This window comes from Bradyrhizobium ingae (assembly GCF_055791185.1).
Genome location: NZ_JBVUBB010000015.1, coordinates 63,052 through 82,981, shown reverse-complemented (window position 1 = coordinate 82,981; position 19,930 = coordinate 63,052). Strand labels below are relative to the sequence as shown.

21 protein-coding genes are annotated in these 19,930 nt (G+C 64.9%); 13 read left to right on the top strand and 8 right to left on the bottom strand.

Features of this window, described 5'->3' with window-relative positions; translation table 11 throughout:
* Nucleotides 1-23: 23 nt before the first annotated feature.
* From xylB to ACV1FX_RS21835, 6 genes are all read left to right on the top strand, one after another.
* Nucleotides 24-1,481: a xylulokinase gene (xylB, locus tag ACV1FX_RS21860; protein WP_473119622.1), complete on the top strand. Its 1,458-nt coding sequence runs from the start codon at nt 24-26 to the stop codon at nt 1,479-1,481.
* Nucleotides 1,478-2,800, top strand: coding sequence for a xylose isomerase (gene xylA, locus ACV1FX_RS21855; protein WP_473119621.1), 1,323 nt, complete (start codon nt 1,478-1,480; stop codon nt 2,798-2,800). Before xylB ends, xylA begins: the two co-directional genes overlap by 4 nt.
* Nucleotides 2,801-2,810: 10 nt before the next feature.
* Complete coding sequence (locus tag ACV1FX_RS21850; RefSeq protein WP_473119620.1) at nt 2,811-3,575, top strand: ATP-binding cassette domain-containing protein; 765 nt, start codon at nt 2,811-2,813, stop codon at nt 3,573-3,575.
* Nucleotides 3,575-4,645, top strand: coding sequence for an ABC transporter permease (locus ACV1FX_RS21845; RefSeq protein WP_473119619.1), 1,071 nt, complete (start codon nt 3,575-3,577; stop codon nt 4,643-4,645). Before ACV1FX_RS21850 ends, ACV1FX_RS21845 begins: the two co-directional genes overlap by 1 nt.
* 92 nt (nt 4,646-4,737) lie before the next feature.
* Nucleotides 4,738-5,670: a sugar-binding protein gene (locus ACV1FX_RS21840; RefSeq protein WP_473119618.1), complete on the top strand. Its 933-nt coding sequence runs from the start codon at nt 4,738-4,740 to the stop codon at nt 5,668-5,670.
* Between the two features lie 95 nt (nt 5,671-5,765).
* Complete coding sequence (locus ACV1FX_RS21835) at nt 5,766-6,614, top strand: amidohydrolase family protein (RefSeq protein WP_473119709.1); 849 nt, start codon at nt 5,766-5,768, stop codon at nt 6,612-6,614.
* A gap of 129 nt (nt 6,615-6,743) precedes the next feature.
* Here ACV1FX_RS21835 and ACV1FX_RS21830 read toward each other — a convergent pair whose 3' ends face one another.
* From ACV1FX_RS21830 to ACV1FX_RS21815, 4 genes are all read right to left on the bottom strand, one after another.
* A complete protein-coding gene (locus ACV1FX_RS21830; RefSeq protein ID WP_473119617.1) occupies nt 6,744-7,109 on the bottom strand; it encodes a nuclear transport factor 2 family protein in 366 nt (121 codons plus the stop codon).
* A 157-nt stretch (nt 7,110-7,266) separates the two neighbouring features.
* Nucleotides 7,267-7,617: a RidA family protein gene (locus ACV1FX_RS21825; RefSeq protein WP_473119616.1), complete on the bottom strand. Its 351-nt coding sequence runs from the start codon at nt 7,615-7,617 to the stop codon at nt 7,267-7,269.
* A 116-nt stretch (nt 7,618-7,733) separates the two neighbouring features.
* Nucleotides 7,734-8,651 carry a CE1 family esterase gene (locus ACV1FX_RS21820; protein ID WP_473119615.1) on the bottom strand — a complete coding sequence of 306 codons (918 nt, stop codon included), beginning with the start codon at nt 8,649-8,651 and terminating at the stop codon, nt 7,734-7,736.
* Nucleotides 8,652-8,654: 3 nt separating this feature from the next.
* Nucleotides 8,655-10,313, bottom strand: a complete 1,659-nt coding sequence (locus ACV1FX_RS21815; RefSeq protein WP_473119614.1) for an FAD-binding dehydrogenase — start codon at nt 10,311-10,313, stop codon at nt 8,655-8,657.
* A gap of 258 nt (nt 10,314-10,571) precedes the next feature.
* Here ACV1FX_RS21815 and ACV1FX_RS21810 point away from each other — a divergent pair, with 258 nt between their 5' ends.
* The 5 genes from ACV1FX_RS21810 (at nt 10,572) to ACV1FX_RS21790 (ending at nt 14,918) form a co-directional block, all read left to right on the top strand.
* Nucleotides 10,572-11,093 carry a hypothetical protein gene (locus ACV1FX_RS21810; RefSeq protein ID WP_473119613.1) on the top strand — a complete coding sequence of 174 codons (522 nt, stop codon included), beginning with the start codon at nt 10,572-10,574 and terminating at the stop codon, nt 11,091-11,093.
* 181 nt (nt 11,094-11,274) lie between these two features.
* Nucleotides 11,275-11,400 (top strand): hypothetical protein, encoded by a 126-nt coding sequence (locus ACV1FX_RS21805; protein WP_473119612.1) that lies wholly within the window; start codon nt 11,275-11,277, stop codon nt 11,398-11,400.
* A 25-nt stretch (nt 11,401-11,425) separates the two neighbouring features.
* Nucleotides 11,426-12,016, top strand: coding sequence for an SCO family protein (locus ACV1FX_RS21800; protein WP_473119611.1), 591 nt, complete (start codon nt 11,426-11,428; stop codon nt 12,014-12,016).
* A gap of 92 nt (nt 12,017-12,108) precedes the next feature.
* Nucleotides 12,109-13,044 (top strand): transporter substrate-binding domain-containing protein, encoded by a 936-nt coding sequence (locus tag ACV1FX_RS21795; RefSeq protein ID WP_473119610.1) that lies wholly within the window; start codon nt 12,109-12,111, stop codon nt 13,042-13,044.
* A 230-nt stretch (nt 13,045-13,274) separates the two neighbouring features.
* A complete protein-coding gene (locus ACV1FX_RS21790; RefSeq protein ID WP_473119609.1) occupies nt 13,275-14,918 on the top strand; it encodes a lysine--tRNA ligase in 1,644 nt (547 codons plus the stop codon).
* An 89-nt stretch (nt 14,919-15,007) separates the two neighbouring features.
* Here ACV1FX_RS21790 and ACV1FX_RS21785 read toward each other — a convergent pair whose 3' ends face one another.
* Complete coding sequence (locus ACV1FX_RS21785) at nt 15,008-15,661, bottom strand: S24 family peptidase (RefSeq protein ID WP_473119608.1); 654 nt, start codon at nt 15,659-15,661, stop codon at nt 15,008-15,010.
* Between the two features lie 187 nt (nt 15,662-15,848).
* Here ACV1FX_RS21785 and ACV1FX_RS21780 point away from each other — a divergent pair, with 187 nt between their 5' ends.
* Nucleotides 15,849-16,193, top strand: coding sequence for a DUF952 domain-containing protein (locus ACV1FX_RS21780; RefSeq protein WP_473119607.1), 345 nt, complete (start codon nt 15,849-15,851; stop codon nt 16,191-16,193).
* Nucleotides 16,190-17,287: a quinone-dependent dihydroorotate dehydrogenase gene (locus ACV1FX_RS21775; RefSeq protein ID WP_473119606.1), complete on the top strand. Its 1,098-nt coding sequence runs from the start codon at nt 16,190-16,192 to the stop codon at nt 17,285-17,287. The genes ACV1FX_RS21780 and ACV1FX_RS21775 overlap by 4 nt, the downstream gene beginning before the upstream one ends.
* A 132-nt stretch (nt 17,288-17,419) precedes the next feature.
* On the opposite strand, the gene ACV1FX_RS21770 is transcribed toward ACV1FX_RS21775, so the two are convergent.
* Genes ACV1FX_RS21770 through ACV1FX_RS21760 form a run of 3 tightly spaced genes read right to left on the bottom strand, consistent with a single transcriptional unit; the run spans nt 17,420 to nt 19,856 of the window.
* Complete coding sequence (locus tag ACV1FX_RS21770) at nt 17,420-18,790, bottom strand: MATE family efflux transporter (protein ID WP_473119605.1); 1,371 nt, start codon at nt 18,788-18,790, stop codon at nt 17,420-17,422.
* 1 nt (nt 18,791) lies between these two features.
* A complete protein-coding gene (locus ACV1FX_RS21765; RefSeq protein WP_473119604.1) occupies nt 18,792-19,526 on the bottom strand; it encodes an MBL fold metallo-hydrolase in 735 nt (244 codons plus the stop codon).
* 24 nt (nt 19,527-19,550) lie between these two features.
* Nucleotides 19,551-19,856: a DUF6460 domain-containing protein gene (locus ACV1FX_RS21760; protein ID WP_473119603.1), complete on the bottom strand. Its 306-nt coding sequence runs from the start codon at nt 19,854-19,856 to the stop codon at nt 19,551-19,553.
* Nucleotides 19,857-19,930: the final 74 nt, after the last annotated feature.

Sequence of the window (19,930 nt, the reverse complement as noted above, 5' to 3'; positions counted from 1 at the left end):
GGGCCGGAGAGGGAGGACGACAAGTGTTTCTCGGAATGGACATCGGCACGTCCGGTGTGAAAGCGGTGCTCATGGGCGAAGCCGGCGCGATCGTCGCGACGGCCGCGCGCGAGCTTGCGCTGTCGCATCCCGCGCCGCTGTGGTCCGAGCAGGATCCGGACGCCTGGATCGAGGCCGCGATCGGCGCGGTCGACGATCTCGCGGCCAGCCACCCGCGCGAGGTCGCGCAAGTGTGCGGCATCGGTCTCTCCGGCCAGATGCACGGCGCGACGCTGCTCGGCGATGACGGCCGTCCGCTGCGCCCGGCCATTCTTTGGAACGACGGCCGCTCGCATGCCGAATGCGCCAAGCTGGAGCGGCGCTGCCCGTCGTTACATGCGATCGCGGGGAATCTGGCGATGCCCGGCTTCACCGCGCCAAAACTCTTGTGGGTCGCGGGGCACGAGCCCGAAATCTTCAGGCGCGTCGCAAAGGTGCTGCTGCCAAAGGCCTATGTGCGCTATCGCCTGACCGGCGAGATGGTCGAAGACATGTCGGATGCCGCCGGCACGCTGTGGCTCGATGTCGGCCAGCGCCGCTGGTCTGCTTTGCTGCTGCACGCCACGGGACTCGATCTGCATCACATGCCGCGCCTCGTCGAAGGCAGCGAGGTAGCTGCGGTGCTCGCGCCGGAATATGCGACGCGCTGGGGCATGGCGAAGAATGTCGTGGTTGCGGGCGGTGCCGGCGATAACGCGGCGAGCGCGATCGGGCTCGGTGCGATCGCGCCCGGCGATGCCTTCCTGTCTCTTGGCACTTCCGGCGTCATCTTTCGCGTCACCGACCGGTTCGCGCCGGCCCCGGCCTCCGCTGTGCATGCCTTCTGTCATGCGCTGCCCGGCCTCTGGCACCAGATGGGTGTGATGCTTTCGGCGGCTGCCTCGCTCGCCTGGCTTTCGAGCGTGATGGCAACGCCGACGACTACGCTGCTTGCGCCGCTCGGGGAGAAAGTCGAGGGTCCGAGCCCGATCAAGTTCCTTCCCTATCTCGATGGCGAGCGCACGCCGCACAATGATGCTGCGGCGAGCGGCGCCTTCGTGGGCCTGCGCGGCGCCAGCGGACGCGACCAGATCGTCCAGGCCGTGCTCGAAGGCGTCGCCTTCGCCGCGCGCGACAATCTCGCCGCGCTCGGCAGCGCGAGCTCGGCGATTTCGGAGGTCGATCTGGTCGGCGGCGGATCGCGCTCGGCCTTATGGGCGCAGATCTGCGCCGACGTGCTCGGCATTCCCGTCCACCGCGTCGAGGAAGGTGAGGTCGGGGCTGCGCTCGGCGCCGCGCGGCTCGGCCGGCTCGCAGCTACGGGTGAAGAGCCGGCGCAAGTCTGCACCCGTCCGCGGCGCCTCGCGAGCTTTGTGCCGCGCGCATCCACCGCTGCCGCCTATGACGACGCCTATCATCAGTGGCGAAAATTGTATCCCGCGCTGAAGGAGTTCTCCTTGTGAACGCATCCGCAAATTTCTTCGGTGCGACCGCGCCGGTCGCCTACGGCGGCACGAACGAAAAGAGCCCGCTCGCGTTCCGCTGGTACGACAAAGACCGCATCGTCCACGGCCGCAGGCTGGAGGATCATCTGCGCTTTGCCGTCTGTTATTGGCATTCGTTCTGCTGGCCGGGCGGCGATCCCTTCGGCGGCGAGACGTTCCTGCGGCCGTGGCATCACGGCAGCGATGCGATGGCAATGGCTCGCGCCAAGGCCGATGTCGCCTTCGAGCTGTTCCGCCTGTTGGACGTGCCCTTCTTCACCTTCCACGATGTCGATGCGGCGCCGGAAGGAGCCTCGCTCGCCGAGTCCGTCGCCAACCTCAATGCGATTGCGGATCTGTTCGAACAGAAGATGGCCTCCGCCAAGGTGCGCCTGCTCTGGGGCACGGCCAATCTGTTCACGAACCGCCGCTACATGGCGGGTGCCGCGACCAATCCCGATCCTGATGTCTTCACCTATGCCGCCGGACAAGTGCGCGCCGCGCTCGAGGTCACGCACCGGCTCGGCGGCCAGAACTACGTGCTCTGGGGCGGGCGCGAGGGCTACGAGACGCTGCTCAACACCGATATCGGGCGCGAGCTCGACCAGCTCGGCCGCTTCGTCTCCCTGGTCGTCGAGCATAAGCACAAGATCGGTTTCAAGGGCCCGATCCTGATCGAGCCCAAGCCGAAGGAGCCGACCAAGCACCAGTACGATTTCGACGTCGCCACCTGCTACGGCTTTCTCCAGCGTTATGACCTGCTCAAGGACGTCAAGCTCAACATCGAGCAGAACCACGCCATCCTCGCCGGCCATTCGTTCCAGCACGAGGTTGCGCTTGCCGAGGCGCTTGGCGTGTTCGGCTCGCTCGACATCAACCGTGGCGATGATCTGCTTGGCTGGGACACCGACCAGTTCGCAATGAACGTGGGCGAGCTCGCGCTGGTGTTCCACGAGATGCTGAACCGCGGCGGCTTCACCACGGGCGGTCTCAATTTCGACGCCAAGATCCGACGACAATCGATCGACCCCGACGATCTGATCCACGCCCATGTCGGCTCGATGGATGCCTGCGCGCGGGCCTTCCTCGCTGCGGCCGACCTGTTGGATGCGAGCGCGCTCACGACGCCGCTCGCGGAGCGCTACCAGGGCTGGGCCGGCAATGAGGGCCGCGCCATCCTGGCCGGCCAGCGCTCGCTCGCCGATCTCGCCGATCGCGCGCTGGCCCCCGGCTTCGATCCGCAGCCGCGGTCGGGCCGGCAGGAATATCTGGAATCCCTGGTCAACCGGTACGTTTGAGCGAGGCCTGATGACAAGCGTTGAAGCAACACGGCAACCGGTCCTCGAACTGACCGGGATCGGCAAGGAGTTCGGCGCCATCCGCGCGCTGCATGACGTCGACATGCAGGTCTATCCGGGCGAGGTGGTCGGCCTGATGGGCGACAATGGCGCCGGCAAGTCGACGCTGGTGAAAATCATCGCCGGCAATTTCCGTCCCAGCCACGGCGAGATCCGCTTCGACGGCAATGCGGTGCATTTCTATCGGCCGATCGACGCCCGCGCCGTCGGCATCGAAGTGGTCTACCAGGACCTCGCGCTCGCCGACAATCTGACGGCGGCGGCGAACGTCTTCCTCGGCCGCGAGATCAAGCGCAAATTCGGCCCCATCTCGCTGCTCGATCACAAGGCGATGGCGGCGCGGGCGCTGGACTTGTTCGGCGAGTTGCGCTCGGAGACGCGGCCGCATGATCTCGTCAAGCAGATGTCGGGCGGCCAGCGCCAGGCGGTCGCGATCGCGCGGACGCGGCTGTCGAACGCAAAGCTCGTGATGATGGACGAGCCGACCGCCGCGATCTCGGTGCGGCAGGTCGAGCAGGTGCTGAGCCTGATTCATCGCCTCAAGGAGCAGGGTGTCGCCGTGATGCTGATCTCCCACCGCATGCCGGACGTGTTCGCCGTCTGCGACCGCGTCGTCGTGATGCGCCGTGGCGAGAAGCGTGCGGACAAGGCGATCCACGATACCAGTCCCGAGGAGGTCACCGCCCTCATCACCGGCGCGAAGGAGGCGGCGTAATGGCGATCCAGATCGAATCCCCGATCACCTTCACCAATGTCGGCAAGTCCAGATGGTGGCAGCGCGGTCTGTTTGCGACGCAGACGGGCTACGTCCTGCTCGCGCTCCTGGTGCTGCTCGCCATCATGCATTTCGCCAGCCCCTATTTCTTCACCGAAGGCAACATGCAGAATGTGGCGAAGAACTTCTCCTTCATCGCCATCGCGACCCTCGGAATCACCTTCGTCATCATCACCGGGGGTATCGACCTCTCGGTCGGCTCGATGATGTGCTTTTCCGCAATGATCACTTCCATGGTCATGACGGAGCTGTCGGCGCCGGGATCGATGTTCGTCCACATGGCCGCGGACGGCAAGACGGTGCTTGCCAACGTGCCGGGGTTGATCCTTGTGATCTCCGTGCTGGCGGGACTGGCCGTTGCGCTGGTCGTCGGGCTCATCAACGGCTTCTGCATCGCGATGCTGGGGCTATCGCCATTCGTCACGACGCTCGGCATGCTCTCGATCGTGCGCGGGCTCGCTTATGTCGTGTCCAATGGTCGCGGCAGCTTTCCGGGCGGGCCGGATGCCGACTATTTCTACGCGCTCACCTCCGGCGACCTGTTCGGCGTGCCGGCGCCGTTCATCTACCTCGTGATCCTCGCCCTCATTATGGCGGTGGTGCTGCATCACACCACCTTCGGTCGTCACGTCTTCGCACTCGGCGGCAATGAGAAGGCGGCCGAATTGACCGGCATCTCGGTGGTGCGCGTGAAAATCGAAGTCTACGTGATCTGCGCGCTCGCCGCAGGGCTTCAGGGCATCATCATCTCCGGCTGGCTTGGGTCGGCGCCGGCGAACATGGCGACGTCCTACGAGCTCAACGTGATCGCGGCCGCCGTTATCGGCGGCGCCAATCTTGCCGGCGGCATCGGCGGTCCGCTGGGGGCCATCGTCGGCTGCGTGCTGCTCGAGGTGATCCGCAACGGCCTCGTGCTCGCGCAGGTCAACTCCTACTGGCAGCAGACGCTGGTCGGCGTGATCATCATCCTGGCCGTGCTGGTGGACCGGATCCGCTCGCGCATGGCCTGACAAGAGTTACTCCGGGAGGGCAACGAATGCATCGTCTATCCGCCTTCCGGAGTTTTCAAAAGGATAGGCATTTAAAAGTGTGGAGGGAAGTAATGAGGAAGATACTACTCGCGGGCATGGCTATCGCGATGATGGCGAGCCCGGCGTTTGCCCAAACCTACAAGTTCGCGGTCGTGCCCAAGGCGATGAACAATCCCTTCTTCGACGTCGCGCGCGACGGCTGCATGAAGCGCGCCAAGGAGCTTGGCAACGTCGAATGCATCTACAAGGGCCCGATCGAGCACGAGCCGGCGACGCAGGCGCAGATCATCCAGGACTTCATCACCCAGAAGGTGGATGGGCTGGCGATCTCGGTTGCCGACGTCGCGGCGATGACCAAGTCGATCGAGGCAGCGGCCGCGGCCGGCATTCCCGTCATCACGTTTGACGCGGACGCGCCTGGCTCCAAGCGCATCGCCTATATCGGCACCAACAACAAGGACTTCGGCCTCGCGCTCGGCAAGCAATTGCTCCAGCTCCGGCCCGAGGGTGGCAAGTATGCCATGGTCTCCGGCGGTCCAGGTGCCAAGAACCTCGCCGAGCGCGTCGATGGCGTCCGCGAAGCGCTCAAGGGCTCGAAATGGGTCGAGGTCGCGGGCTCGCCGACCTTCTGCAACGACGACTCCACGCTCGCGGTCCAGCAGATGGCGGACCTGCGCACCGCGACGCCGGACCTCGCCGCGATCGTGCCGGTCGGCGGCTGGCCGATGTTCGCGCCGGAAGGCTTCAAGGCTTTCGTCAACAAGAACAAGAAGGACATCGACTCCGGCAAGCTGACACTCGTCGTCGCCGATACGCTCAAGATGCAGCTTGAGCTTCTGCGCGACGGCTATTCCAACGCGCTCACCGGCCAGCGTCCGTTCGAGATGGGCGAGAAGTCCATGGATACGCTCCTCGCCATCAAGAAGGGCCAGAAGGTGCCGGAGATCGTCTACACCGGTCTCGATCTCGTGACGAAGGATAACGTCGCGCAACTCCTGAAGTAGGAACGTCTACCAGCCCCGGCGTTCCTGCGCTTGCTCTCCCGCCTGCGTCCCCGCAGGCGGGAGAGGCTACGCCACTGATGGGTGGAGGATGAATGATGGTGATCGACGGGCATCAGCATTTCTGGGACCCAGCGCGCGCCGACTATCCCTGGATGGCGGCGGCCGAGCTCGCGCCGATCCGCCGCGCCTTCGGCCCGGCCGATCTTGCGCCACTTCTCAAACAGAACGGCATCGATGCAAGCATTTTGGTGCAGTGCCGCTCTTCTGTCGCAGAGACCGAGGAGTTCTTGCATATTGCTGCCGCGACACCCTTCGTCGTCGGAGTCGTCGGCTGGGTCGATCTGACCGACGCTGCGGTCGGCGCAACGCTCGACCGGCTGCGCGCCGCGCCGGCGGGCGACAGGTTGGTCGGCATTCGCCACCAGGTTCATGACGAGGCCGATCCCGACTGGTTGCTGCGCGAGGACGCGCAGCGCGGTCTTGCGTCAGTGTTCGCGCATGACCTCACCTACGATCTCCTGGTCCGCACCCGCGAGCTACCGGCCGCGATCGCGACGGCGCAGGCGTTTCCGCAAGCGCGTTTTGTGCTCGATCACGCCGCCAAGCCGCCGATCGCAGAAGGTTTCAGTCGCGACTGGGCCGACCGCATCGCCGCGCTCGCGGCCTGCGGCAACGTCTGGTGCAAGATCTCGGGCCTTGCGACGGAGGCCCGATGGAACGACTGGGACACGGAGCGGCTATTTCCTTACGTCGAGCACGCCGCCAAATGTTTCGGCGAGGATCGGCTTATCTTCGGCTCGGACTGGCCGGTGTGCCTGCTCGCGGGAAGCTACGGCGAGATCAAGAGCGCGCTAGATGATTGCCTGACGAAGCTTGGTGGGAACGTGCGCGAGAAGGCGTTTGGGACGAACGCACAGCGGGCGTATCGGTTGTTGGCTGCCTGACGCCCTGCAATTCCCGCCACTGCGTTGTGGCGCCCGCGCAACAGCACGATGGACTTCGGCGGCAATGTCTCCACCTCGTCATGGCCGGGCTTGTCCCGGCCATGACGAGCTCGTGGCAGCAGCGGCCCCTCACGCGCCCGCGGGCACCTGATCCAGGAATCCCGTGATGCTCCTGATGCGGCCGTCCTTTAGCACAGCGAAATCGGTGCCCTTGATCGGGCTATCGACGCCGTCGGGGCCGAGGCCCCAGCAAAAGCGCAAATGCTCGCCATAACCATTGGGCTCGCCGATCAGCTTGAACCTGAACTCGGGAAAGCGCTGCTGCACGCCGGCGATCAACGCGTCGACGCCGTCATGGCCGTCACCGCGCATCAAGGGATCGACGTAGCTGGCATCCGCCGTCCAGTTCTCGCTGAGCAGCTCGCGTCGTTTGCCTGGCGTGCGCTCGTTCCAGAGATCGATATAGCGGCGGGCGATGGTTGTGACGTCGGTCATGTGGCTCTCCTTCGAAAAGCGCCGGATGGTTCGGCTGTCCCTGACTATCGAAGGTTTGCGTGCGCCAATCGATTACCTCGAAGGTCATGCGCCAGCAAAAAACTGAAGCGCGATGATGTTTCATCGCGCTTCAGGCGAACGGTCATCTCACCGCGTGCTACTTCGCCGCGGTCACCATGATCTCGACGGTGTATTGCGGGGCGGCGAGCTTGGCTTCGACGGTGGCGCGCGCCGGCGTGTTGCCGGGCGACACCCAGGCGTCCCACACCGCGTTCATTTCCTGGAACGTCTTCATGTCGGTGATGTAGATCGTCGCCGACAGCAGCTTCGATTTGTCGGTGCCGGCCTTGGCGAGATGGCCGTCGATGGTCGCCAGAATGTCCTGGGTCTGCTTCGTCACGCTTTCACCGGCGGCGTTGCTGGCGACGACACCGGCGAGATAGACGGTGTTGCCGTGCACGACGGCCTGGCTCATGCGCGGGCCGGTCTCAAAACGCTGAATGCTCATGTGGATCTCCTGTTGGAATGGCGGCCCTGTCTAGCGCAGCGCCCGGTGCTCTGCCACCCCGGGCGCGCATACGTTGCCAGGCACGCATGCGTCGTGGCCGATGCAAATCGACGGCTTCAAGGAAAGCGGCTGAAGAACGCCCAGATCGTGTCGGCGCCGTCGATGTCGCCGTTCTGCGGGCCGAGCAGGCCGTTCGCGAGCTTTGGGAAATGCGCGTCGGGGAAATGCCCGGGCATGCGATGGCCGCCGCCATTGACGCGATAGAGCACGACGTCGTGTCCTTTCGGGCAGCGCGAGCCGATCTGCGTCACGGTGGATTCGTCGTGAGGATTTTTGTCGGGCAGGTCGGTTGCCGTGGCATCACCAGCTTCGCAGCCATCGACGCCGCGCCAGAATGCCAGCGTCCTGGTGGTCGACCAGAAACCGTCAGCCGCAAAATAGCTCGTGCCGCGGCCGCCGTCATAGGGGATCAGCGGATCGACCGTGCCGTTCATGATCAGCATCGGCAGCGGACGTGATGGATGGCAGGCGGCGGCCGATTCCTCGGTGAGGTTCATGATCACGCTGGCGGCGGCCGCGAACAGATCGGCGCGGTTGCAGGCCAGCGTCATGGTCATCGCGCCGCCATTGGAGATGCCGGTGATGTAGACGCGGCGCGCGTCCGCCGTACCGTCCTTCACGAGCTTGTCGACCAGGGCTGCGATGAAAGCGATGTCGTCGGTGCCCTCGGGCGGTCCGCGGCCCGCGCGTCGTGCGTCGGGTCGCGCATCGGCCCAGGCGTTGTTCAGTCCATCGGGAAACACCACGGCAAAGGAGTCGCGCCGGGCAACCAGGGGCCAGGATGTCCGTGTCACCATGTCGGCGCCGCGCTGGGTCTTGCCGTGCAGCACGATGACGAGCGGTGCCGGCTTCGTCGGCGCCGGCATCACGATGAACGTGCGCGTCACGCCGTTGACGTCGATCGTGTCTGCCCGTGCCGAGGCGGCGAACAGCAGCACCGCAGCAAGAACTCCGATGCCCACCCGCCACAACATTGGCTACCCCACGGCCTTCGCCGCCGCGCGCCCGGCATTGCGGCCCGAGAACAGGCAGCCGCCGAGAAAGGTGCCTTCCAGCGAGCGATAGCCGTGCAGGCCGCCGCCGCCGAAGCCGGCGGCTTCGCCCACCGCGTAGAGGCCGGGAATGACCTCGCCCACTTGTCCGAACACGCGCGAGTCCAGATCGGTCTCGAAGCCGCCGAGCGTCTTGCGCGTCAGGATGTTGAGCTTGACCGCGATCAGCGGCCCGTGCTCGGGATCGAGGATGCGATGGGGTGCGGCGGTACGGATCAATTTGTCGCCGATATAACGACGCGCATTGTGGATGTTCATCACCTGCGCGTCCTTGACGAAGGGATTGGCGATCTCACGGTCGCGCGCCTCGATCTGCATTCTGACATGGTCGAGCCTGAGGAGATCATTGCCGGCGAGCTTGTTCATGGCAGCCACGAGCTCGTGGAGGTTGTCGCGCACAATGAAGTCAACACCATGGCTCTTGAACGCTTCCACAGGTGCCGGAGCGCCCTTGTTGGTGGCGCGGCGCAATGTCATGCGCCAGCTTTTTCCCGTGAGATCCGGATTCTGCTCGGAGCCCGAGAGCGCAAATTCCTTCTTGATGATGCTCTGTGTCAGGATGAACCAGGAATAATCATGGCCGGTCGACATGATGTACTCGAGCTGGCCGAGCGTGTCCGAGCCTGGAAACAGCGGCGTCGGCAGCCGCGTGCCCGTGGCGTCGAACCACATCGAGGAGGGGCCGGGCAGGATGCGGATGCCGTGGCGCGGCCAGATCGGCGACCAGTTCTGGATGCCCTCGACGTAATGCCACATGCGGTCGCGGTTGATCAGCCGTGCGCCGATGTCTTCCGTGATGCCGATCATGCGGCCGTCGACATGCTCGGGCACGCCGGAAATCATGAACTTTGGTGGCTCGCCGAGTCGCTTCGGCCAGTTCTGCCGCACAAGATCGTGATTGCCGCCGATGCCGCCGGAGGCGACGATCACCGCCTGCGCCTTCAGCGCGAAGTCGCCAACCGTGTTGCGCGAGGAGCTCTTGCCCCTTTCGACATGATCAGGCTCGAGAATTTTTCCACTCACGCCGTCGACCGTGCCGTTTGTGACATTCAAGGCATCGACGCGATGACGGAACTTGAAAGTCAGCCTGCCGCTTCTGGCCGCCTCGCGCGCACGGCGCTCGAACGGCTCGACGATGCCGGGCCCCGTGCCCCAGGTGACATGAAAGCGCGGCACTGAATTGCCGTGCCCCATCGCGTCATAGCCTCCGCGTTCAGCCCAGCCGACCACCGGGAAGATGCGATGGCCCATAGCGCGCAGCCATGACCGCTTCTCGCCGGCCGCGAATGCCACATAGGCTTCTGCCCATTTCCGCGGCCAGTAATCCTCGTCACGATCGAAGCCCGCGGTGCCGAGCCAGTCCTGCAAGGCGAGCTCGAAGGAATCCTTGATGCCGAGCCGGCGCTGTTCCGGCGAATCGACCAGGAACAATCCGCCGAACGACCAGAACGCCTGACCGCCGATGGATTGCTCGCCTTCCTGATCGACGACGATGACGCGCTTGCCAGCATCGGCAATCTCGGTTGCGGCGACCAGTCCCGCAAGTCCGGCACCGACGACGATGACGTCAGCCCGCTCAGCCATTGAGTTCCCCTGTAATCATCCGGATTGAAGTCAGCCGGCGTCGCTGAGATCAAGGGGAACGGCATAAGAATCCGTTAACTTGTTCCACTTTGGGATTGGAGCGGCCGTGATCGGCGAAGTGCAGCGCGGGCGCAACACCGGATTTGAATTTGTTTTGAGCCAGCTCGCGCGCCTAGACAAAACCACAGAGTCGACGGACGTTAGCATCCGTCTTGCATCACCTGACACGCGGATTCGAATGCGACTGGGGCGGGGGACATGAAGGTTCTGACGGGGTTGCTCGCGTTGGTGCTCTTGCTCGCGGGTATGGGGGTGTCTCACGCGGTGGTTCGGATCGCGGATGATCGGGGCGGCCGTATCGGAACCTATGTCGACAGATACCAGGATCTGCGCCAGTCCGGCGAGACCGTCATTATCGACGGGCTCTGTGCCTCAGCGTGCACCATCGTTCTGGGTGCCATCCCGCGTGACCGCATCTGCGTAACCTCGCATGCGACGCTCGGCTTCCACGCCGCCTGGGATTTCGGCGTCAACGGCCGCGCCGTGACCAATCCCGAAGCGACCCAGATGCTGTATGCGATGTATCCCTCGCAGGTGCGACGCTGGATCTCGCAGCGTGGCGGTCTCACCCCCCACATGATCTTCCTCAGGGGCAAGCAGCTCCAGGCGATGTACAAGCCATGCTACATGGATGTGCAGGCCGCGACCAACCGGCCGTCGCGTCGGGCTCTCCCGCAAGCTGAAGAACTCGAATCGGCCCGGGGGCAACTGCTTCACTGATGTCATCCTGATCTCCGGCAGGCGTTCCCTGGCTTGCCGACGGCGCTTGCCCGGGCGCGGGACAGCGCCTATTTGAGTGGCAGAAACAGGCACGTATCGCCCGCTCATTGTCATGGCTCAACCAACGCAATCAGCACATCCCGTATCGGACAATTCGCCCACTGCCGGCGGGGTGCCATCCGTGCTGCTGTTCGCAGGCGCCGGGGCTGGCGGTCTTGCCGTGCTCGCCACGCTGGCGCTGTGGTTCCACTACGGCAACCAGGTGTTTTTTGAAGTGATCAGAGCCGGCCTGTCCGCCTGCTTTTGATCCGTAAAACGGGATTCTCTCCACGATGAGCCGGACTGCCCGCCCGTTGGTGATCGCGACCGCCTTCGCCGCAAGCCTTGCCGTTGGTCTGCTCGTGATGTTCTGGGCCATGGGCGGCGTCAGCAAGGTGGCACAGCCGGCCGCGATCGGCGGGCCGTTCGCGCTCACCGACCAGAACGGCAAGACCGTCACCGACAAGAGCCTGACCGGCAAGCCGACCCTGATCTTCTTCGGCTACACCCATTGCCCGGACGTCTGCCCGACCTCCCTGTTCGAGATCTCGGAAGTGCTGCGCGCGATGGGCAAGGATGCCGACAAGGTGAACGCCTATTTCATCTCGGTCGATCCCGAGCGCGACACGCCGTCGACGATGAAGGACTATCTGTCGAGCTTCGATCCGCATCTGGAAGGCCTCAGCGGTGATCCGGCCGAGACCACCAAGGTGCTGACGTCCTACCGCGTCTACGCCAAGAAGGTCCCGACCAAGGACGGCGACTACACGATGGACCACACCGCGCTGATCTACCTGATGGACCGCGACGGCAGGTTCGTCGCGCCGTTCAACATGAAGCGCCCGCCCGAAGAGGCCGCCGCTGAGCTGAAGCGGTATCTCTGAGGCCTCGGACGGACCGCAATCGGCGCTCGCGTTCCCGGCGGGATGGTCTATAAGGCCTCCGATCCCAACGAAATCCCGCTGATCTTAAGCCGATGGCCCCATCGCAACAGGCGAAATCGTTCAGAACTGTCCGCCGTTTCCTGATCGTGCTGGCGGCCGGTGCCTGCCTGTTGTCGGCGGCGCCCGTCGCCGTTGCGCAGGCCCCGGCCAAGCCGGCGCCTGCAGCGCCCCAGGCTGCCCCTCAGGTCGCGCCTCAAGCGGCCCCGCAGGCCGTGCCCGGCTTCTGGGATCCCCGGCGCCGTCCTGAACGGCCGGACCTGTCGCGCCTGACCGTGATCCGCTTCCTGACCGAGACCGACTATCCGCCGTTCAACTATACCGGCGCCGACGGCAATCCGGCCGGCTTCAACGTCGATCTCGCCCGCGCGCTGTGCGACGAGATCAAGGTCACTTGCACCGTTCAGATGCGCCGCTTCGAGACGCTGGTGGACGCGCTCTCCTCCAACCGGGGCGATGCCATCATCGCCTCCATGGCGGTGAGCCCGCAGCTTCGCGCGCGCGTCGATTTCACCGATCCCTATTACCGCGTGCCGGCCCGCTTCGCCTCGCGCAAGGACGCGGTGATGCCGGAGATCCGTCCCGAATATCTCGAAGGCAAGAAGGTCGGCGTCATCGCAGGCTCCGCGCATGAAGCCTATCTCAAGGCGATGTTCACCGACGCCGAGCTGCACGGCTATCCCAACGACGAGGCCTTGCGCACTGCGCTTCGCCGCGGCGAAGTCGATTTCATCTTCGGCGACGCCATCTCGCTCGCGTTCTGGATCAACGGCACGGATTCCGGCGATTGCTGCGCTTTCTCCGGCGGCCCCTTCGTCGAGAGCCGGTTCTTCGGCGAAGGCGTCGGCATCGCCGTGCGCAAGGGCAACGACCTGTTGCGGCAAGCCCTGAACTGGGCGCTGTTCCGCGTCTGGGAAAAAGGCCGCTATACCGACCTGTGGCTGCGGTATTTCTCGGTGAGCCCGTTTTAGCTTCTTCGCCTCTCTCCGCGTGCGGGGAGAGGCCGGATTGCGTCGTCAGATGCGATCCGGGTGAGGGGGACTCTCCGCGAGTCCAACTCTCACCGTCATTGTGGAGATAGCCCCTCACCCCGACCCTCTCCCCGTAAGGACGGGGAGAGGGAGTAAGTGCCGGCGACGGCATCCACGTTTTTGCATTCTGCCCGGAAATCGCTATTTTCCGCGGCCCGGAGGCCCTTTGAATGTCCGTTATTGATCCTGCCGCCAGCCCGAGCGATCTGCGTGCGCTCGCCGAACAATCCAACGCCTGGCCGTTCGAGCAGGCGAAGGCGCTTGTCGCGCGGCTGAAGAAGAGCCCGAAGGACGAGGTGCTGTTCGAGACCGGCTACGGCCCGTCCGGCCTGCCGCATATCGGTACCTTCGGCGAAGTCGCGCGCACCAGCATGGTGCGTCACGCCTTCCGCGTGCTCACCGAGGACAGGATCAAGACGCGGCTGATCGCCTTCTCCGACGACATGGACGGGTTTCGCAAGGTCCCCGACAACGTGCCCAACAAGGAGATGCTGGCCGCGCATCTCGGCAAGCCGCTGACGCGGGTGCCGGATCCGTTCTCCAACGAGTATCCGTCGTTCGGGCATCACAACAATGCCCGCCTGCGCGCCTTCCTCGACAGTTTCGGCTTCGACTACGAGTTCGCCAGCGCAACCGACTACTACAGCTCGGGCCGGTTCGATGCGACGCTGCTCAAGATGCTTGCGGCCTACGACAAGGTGATGGCGATCATCCTGCCGACGCTCGGGCCGGACCGCCGCGCGACCTATTCGCCGTTCCTCCCGATCAGCAAGACCACCGGCATCGTCCTGCAGGTGCCGATGATCCGCCGCGACGTCGCCGCCGGCACCGTCACCTACGTCGACCCCGATACCGGCGAAGAGGTCGAGACGCCGGTCACAGGCGGCCATGTGAAGTGCCAGTGGAAGGCCGACTGGGCGATGCGCTGGGTCGCGCTCGGCGTCGACTACGAGATGGCCGGCAAGGACCTGATCGACTCGGTCAAGCTCTCGGGCGCCATTGCGAGGACGCTCGGCAGCACGCCGCCCGAAGGCTTCAATTTCGAGCTGTTCCTCGACGAGAAGGGCCAGAAGATCTCGAAGTCGAAGGGCAATGGCCTGACCATCGACGAATGGCTGCGCTATGCGCCGCCGGAATCGCTGTCGCTGTTCATGTATCGGGAGCCGAAGGCGGCCAAGCGGCTCTATTTCGACGTCATCCCGCGCAATGTCGACGACTATCAGCAATTCCTCGACGGCTTTCCGCGGCAGGATGCCAAGCAGCAGCTCGGCAATCCCGTCTGGCACATCCATGACGGCCATCCGCCGAAGGCGGACATGCCCGTCACCTTTCAGCTTCTTTTAACGCTGGTGTCGTCGTCGAACGCGGAGAATGCCGAGACGCTGTGGGGCTTCATCGGCCGCTACCGCCCCGGCGTGAGCCCGCAGACGCATCCGAAGCTGGACGCGATGGTCGGCTATGCCATCAACTATTATCGCGATTTCGTCGCGCCGACGAAGCAGTTCCGCGAGCCGACCGACACAGAACGCGCCGCGTTGCAGGACCTGCGCGATGCGCTCTCGCAATTGCCGCAGGACGCCTCCGCCGAGGACATCCAGAACGTCGTCTACGAGATCGGCCGCCGCGAGCCGTTCCTCGACCAGGTCAAGAAGGGCAAGGACGGCCGTCCCGGCGTGACGCTGGACTGGTTCAACATGCTCTACCAGGTCCTGCTCGGCCAGGAGAAAGGCCCGCGCTTCGGCTCCTTCGTCGCCGTCTACGGCATCCAGAACGCCGTCAACATGATCGACGGCGCGCTGGCGAGGAGCGCGTGAAGCATACTCAACTGTCGTCCCGGCCTTCGCCGGGACGACGATGCAGATTGCGGTAGCTCCCCCGGCCTATCAGGCTAAGCGCGCCCCCGTCACTGGCTCGCCCATACGATCCTTGCGATCCACGCGACATCGGCGACCGCAAGCGTGCGCTCGTCCTGCGCGCCGTCGAGTGACTGCAATTCCAGCGACTTCGCCGTGCGGCGCTTCAGCGCCTTCACCAGCATCTCGCCGGCTCGCGTCTTCACCACCACGCGGTCGCCTTTGCGGATCGGCGTGCCCGGCGAGATCAGGATGACGTCACCGTCGCGATAGCCGGGCGCGAGCCCGTCGCCGGAGACCTCCAGCGCAAAGGTGTGGTCGTCCTCAGCGAGCGGCAGCGCGATTTCGGTCCAGCCCTTGCCGGTGGGAAAACCCTGCTCGTCGAAATGGCCGCTGGCCGCGGCCTGCGCGAAGCCGAGCAGCGGTACCGAGCGGCCGTCGCGGGCGCCATCGCCGATCAGCTGCACGAAGCTCTCGATCGAGGAGCCGGCCGCCGCGAGCGCCTTGGCGATCGATTCGGTCGAGGGCCAGCGTTCCCTTCCGTCGGAGGTCACGCGTTTGGACTTGTTGAAGGTTGTGGGATCGAGCCCTGCGCGCTTGGCGAGCCCCGAGGGCGACAAGCCAGCGCGCGCCGCGAGCCGATCCAGGGCGCCCCAGATCTGCTCGTGAGTCAGCATCCTCTGCGCTTTGGCCTGTCTGATCATCCTCGATCCGGCCCGCCTAGGAAAACTAGCCTCAAATCAACCGGTTTTCCGTTTTCGGTGCAAGAGGCGGCAGGCAAGTCTTGAGTTCGAAAGTTGTGGCCTTTACGGTCGCGCCCGGGTTTTGGACCCTTGGGAACGAAAACCCCAAGAGACTCAACGAGCAAGCACAAGCAGGACGCCGCAACAGGTGGTCAAGATCTATAAAATTTGCGCTGCTTCGGCCTGGCGGGAGGCCGAGCGGCAGGGCGTGTACCGGGGCAGTGCGGACGACACGCGCGACGGCTTCATCCATTTCTCCACCGCCACCCAGGTTCCGGAGACCGCGCGAAAGCACTTCTTCGGGCAGCGCGCGCTGTTTCTCGTCGAGGTTGACGGTGATGCGCTCGGCGATGCCCTGCGCTGGGAGCCCTCGCGCAACGACGAGCTGTTTCCGCATCTCTATGGCGAGCTCGATCTGGGCGCGGTGATCTCGATCATCAATCTCACCACGCGCTCCGACGGCAATCACGACATTCCGGAGCTTGCCCCGTGATCCGCGCCTTCGATGCTCTCTCGCTGCCGGTCCTGCGCTGGCTCGATCCCGAAGATGCGCATCGCCTGGCGATCCAGGGCCTGCGTTTCCTGCCGCCGACCAAGCCGCGGACCGATGATCCGAAATTGGCGGTGCGGGCTTTCGGCCTGAATTTTCCCAATCCGATCGGCATGGCCGCGGGCTTCGACAAGAGCGCGGAAGTACCGGATTCGCTGCTGCGGCTCGGCTTCGGCTTCGTCGAGATCGGATCGGTGACCCCGCGCCCGCAGGGCGGCAACCCGCGGCCGCGGCTGTTTCGCCTGGAGCGCGATGAAGCCGTCATCAACCGCATGGGCTTCAACAATGACGGCGCAGCTATCGCGCTGCGACGCCTTGCGGCCCGCGCAGAGAATGGCGGCATCGTCGGCGTCAATGTCGGGGCCAACAAGGATTCGCCCGATCGCGTCGCCGACTACGTCAAGCTGATCGAGACCTTTGCGCCGGTCGCGAGCTATTTCACCGTCAACGTCTCCTCGCCGAACACGCCGGGCCTGCGCAACTTGCAGGAGGGCGCGCTGCTCGACGATCTTCTCGCCCACGTGATCGACGCGCGCGAACGGGTGCGCGAAAAGGCCGGCGACACGCCGGTGCTGCTCAAGATCGCGCCGGACCTGAGCCTCGCCCAGCTCGACGACGTCGTCCATGTCGCGCGCTCGCGCAAGGTCGACGGCATGATCGTGTCGAACACGACGATTGCGCGGCCGAGCACGCTGCGCGAACAGATGCGCGCAAAGGAGCAGGGCGGTCTCTCCGGCCGGCCGTTGTTCCGGCTCTCGACGCGCATGGTCGCGGAGACCTATGTGCGGGTCGAGGGCGCGTTCCCGCTGATCGGCGTCGGCGGCGTGGATTCCGGCGGCGCGGCGCTGACGAAGATTCGCGCCGGCGCGAGCCTGGTCCAGCTCTATTCGTCGCTGGTCTACAAGGGTCTCGGCCTCGTCGATGAGATCAAGCGCGATCTCGCCTCCACGCTGCTGCGTACGGGGCGCGACTCGCTGTCCGAGATCGTCGGCGCCGACGCTGCGACGCTGACGGCCGAGGATTGGCCCGGGATGTGAGGCGTTCTTCACCTCGCCCCGCTTGCGGGGAGAGGTCGGAATGCGCGCGCAGCGCGGATTCCGGGTGAGGGGGACTCTCCGCGAATCCCACTCTCACCGTTATTGCGCAGGCAGCTCCCCACCCCAACCCTCTCAGAGCGAGCTATGCTCGTCTCGGCCCCGCGAAGAGCGGGGAGAGGGAGAAGACAGGAACGTCGCCCTGCAAAGCGCCGGATAACGCATTCCCTGCAACCCGCCGCGGGCCACGTAGAAGCCGAGCAGCGCGGTCCACAGGCCGGCATTGCCGAATGCTTGCAGCGCCCACCACATCCCTAAAAAAATCCCGAGCGAGGCGAGCATCAGATTGCGCATTTCGCGCGCCCAGGTCGCGCCGATATAGATGCCGTCGAAGCCGAACGCGAACACGCCCGGCAGCGGCGCGAGAACGATGAAGATGAGGAAATCCCGCGCGCTGCGGCGGACCTCCTCGCTCGCGGTCATCAGGTCGATCAGCGCCGGGCCGAACTGCGCGAACAGCACCGCGACGACGAGCGCGAAGCCGACGCCCCAGAGCAGCACCAGCCGCGTCGAATCGGCAAAGCCGCGTTCATCGCGCGCGCCAAAGGTGCGGCCGCAGAGCTGCTGTGCGGCGTTGGCAAGGCCGTCGAGGAAGAAGGCGCTGATCAGCAGGAAATTGTTGAGCACGGCATTGGCCGCGAGCGTGACGTCGCCGGCCCGCGCGCCCTTGGCGGTGAAGAACAGGAACACGGCGATCAGCGCTGCGGTGCGTACCATGATGTCGGAGTTGACCGCCAGCATCCGCATCAGCTTGGCCCGGTCAAACAGGCGAGCGCGGGGAACGGCAAAGCCGCCTTCGGCGTAGCGCCGGCAGACGGCCAAGCCCAGAACAAAGCCGATCGTCTCGGAGAGCAGCGCGGCGACCGCCGCGCCGACAATGCCGGTGTCGTAGACCAGCACCAGCAGGATCGTCGCAACCATGTTGATGAGATTGATGACGACCTGGAGCGCGAGTGCCGGATTGGCGCGGGCCTGCCCTACCAGCCAGCCGAGAACGACATAGTTGGCAAAAGCAAACGGCGACGACCAGATCCGGATCATGAAATAGGTCTTGGCGGCGCGCGTCACGCCTTCGCTGCCGCCCATCAGGTCGAACAGCACGGAGGTCAGCGGCAGTTGCAGCGCGATCAGCGCCGCCCCGATCAAGCCCGCGACGATGAAGCCGCGCACCAGGATGGCGCTCGTCTCCTGCGTCTCGCCGGCGCCGAGCGATTGCGCCGTGAAGGCGAGCGTGCTCATGCGCAGGAAGCCGAACAGCCAGAACAGGCAGTCGAAGATCACCGAGGCCATCGCGACGCCGCCGAGCAGCGCGGCGTCGTTCAGCCGCCCGATCGCTGACGTCGAGACCACACCGATCAAGGGCGTGGTGAGGTTCGCGACCATCGCGGGGCCCGCGATGGCGAACACCTGCCTTGTGGTAACCCTGGGATGGACCGGTGCGTGCATGTCAGAACACGAGCACCATGCCGTCCTCCGCCGCCAGATGCGGCACCTCATCGAGGCGCGACAGCATGTCGTCGCTCATATGGGTGAGGACGAGCCGCTTGGCACCGATCTCGGGCAGATGCTGTTCCAGGGTCTTCAGGCTGAGATGGTTCTTCACCACCTTCTCGTACATATAGGCTTCCGCGATGAAAAGGTCCGCGCCATGCGCCAGCGGAATGAGCGCCTCCGTCCATTCGGTATCGGCGCTGTAGCCGAGCACGCGTCCTTCCGCCTCGATGCGATAGCCGAGGAACGGCCCGCCGGACTCGCCATGCACGACCGGATAGGGCGTCACCGTCACGCCACCGAGGCTGCGGCTCTCGTTCGGCGCGAGTGCAACGATGGAAAGCTCGAAGCGCTGCCTGGTTTTCGATGAGTGCTCGAACAGCGCCTCCATCACCTGCGCGAGCCGCATCTCGATCCCTTGCGGGCCGGCAACCACCAGTGGTCGCGTCCGCCTGGAGAACTGTGCATCGAGCAGAAAGAACGGCAGGCCGGCAAAATGGTCGCCGTGGAAATGCGTGATCAGGATCAGGTCGATCTCGTCGCGATCGATCTCGAGCCGCTTCAAGGCCGGCAGCGAGGAGGCGCCGCAATCGATCAGGAAATTGACCTGCTTCCCAGTGACGTGAAAGCAGGTGTTCGCCCTGCCACCCGAGCCGAACGCATCACCGCAGCCGACGAAGCGGAGTTGCATCGGCTGCGCACTCCTTCTGCCGACCTAGCGGCCGCGCGGCGCACCGAACAGGCGCGACAGGAACCACACGGGAATCACGATGACAGCGCCAAGCAGGAAGTAGCGCCACAACCAGTTGACCGCGTCGAAGCCGAGGTCCCACAGCCGCAGGAACAAGAGGCGAATGCTGTGGATGATATTCCAGGGATCGAAGCCGATCGCGGCCAGCACGACGCCGACCAGGATCGAGAGCAGGATCAGGCGGAATGCGACCGCCAGCGGCGAGCCACCGAGAAAGCGGTTCAGGCCATCGCTGTGGCCGGCCGGCAAATCTCTGACGTCGTTGGCCATCTGAAAAAAACTCCCGGGCGGATTCGATCCCCATTATAGGGCACGGCGAGGCAGATGGGGAACCCGCGTTCCCC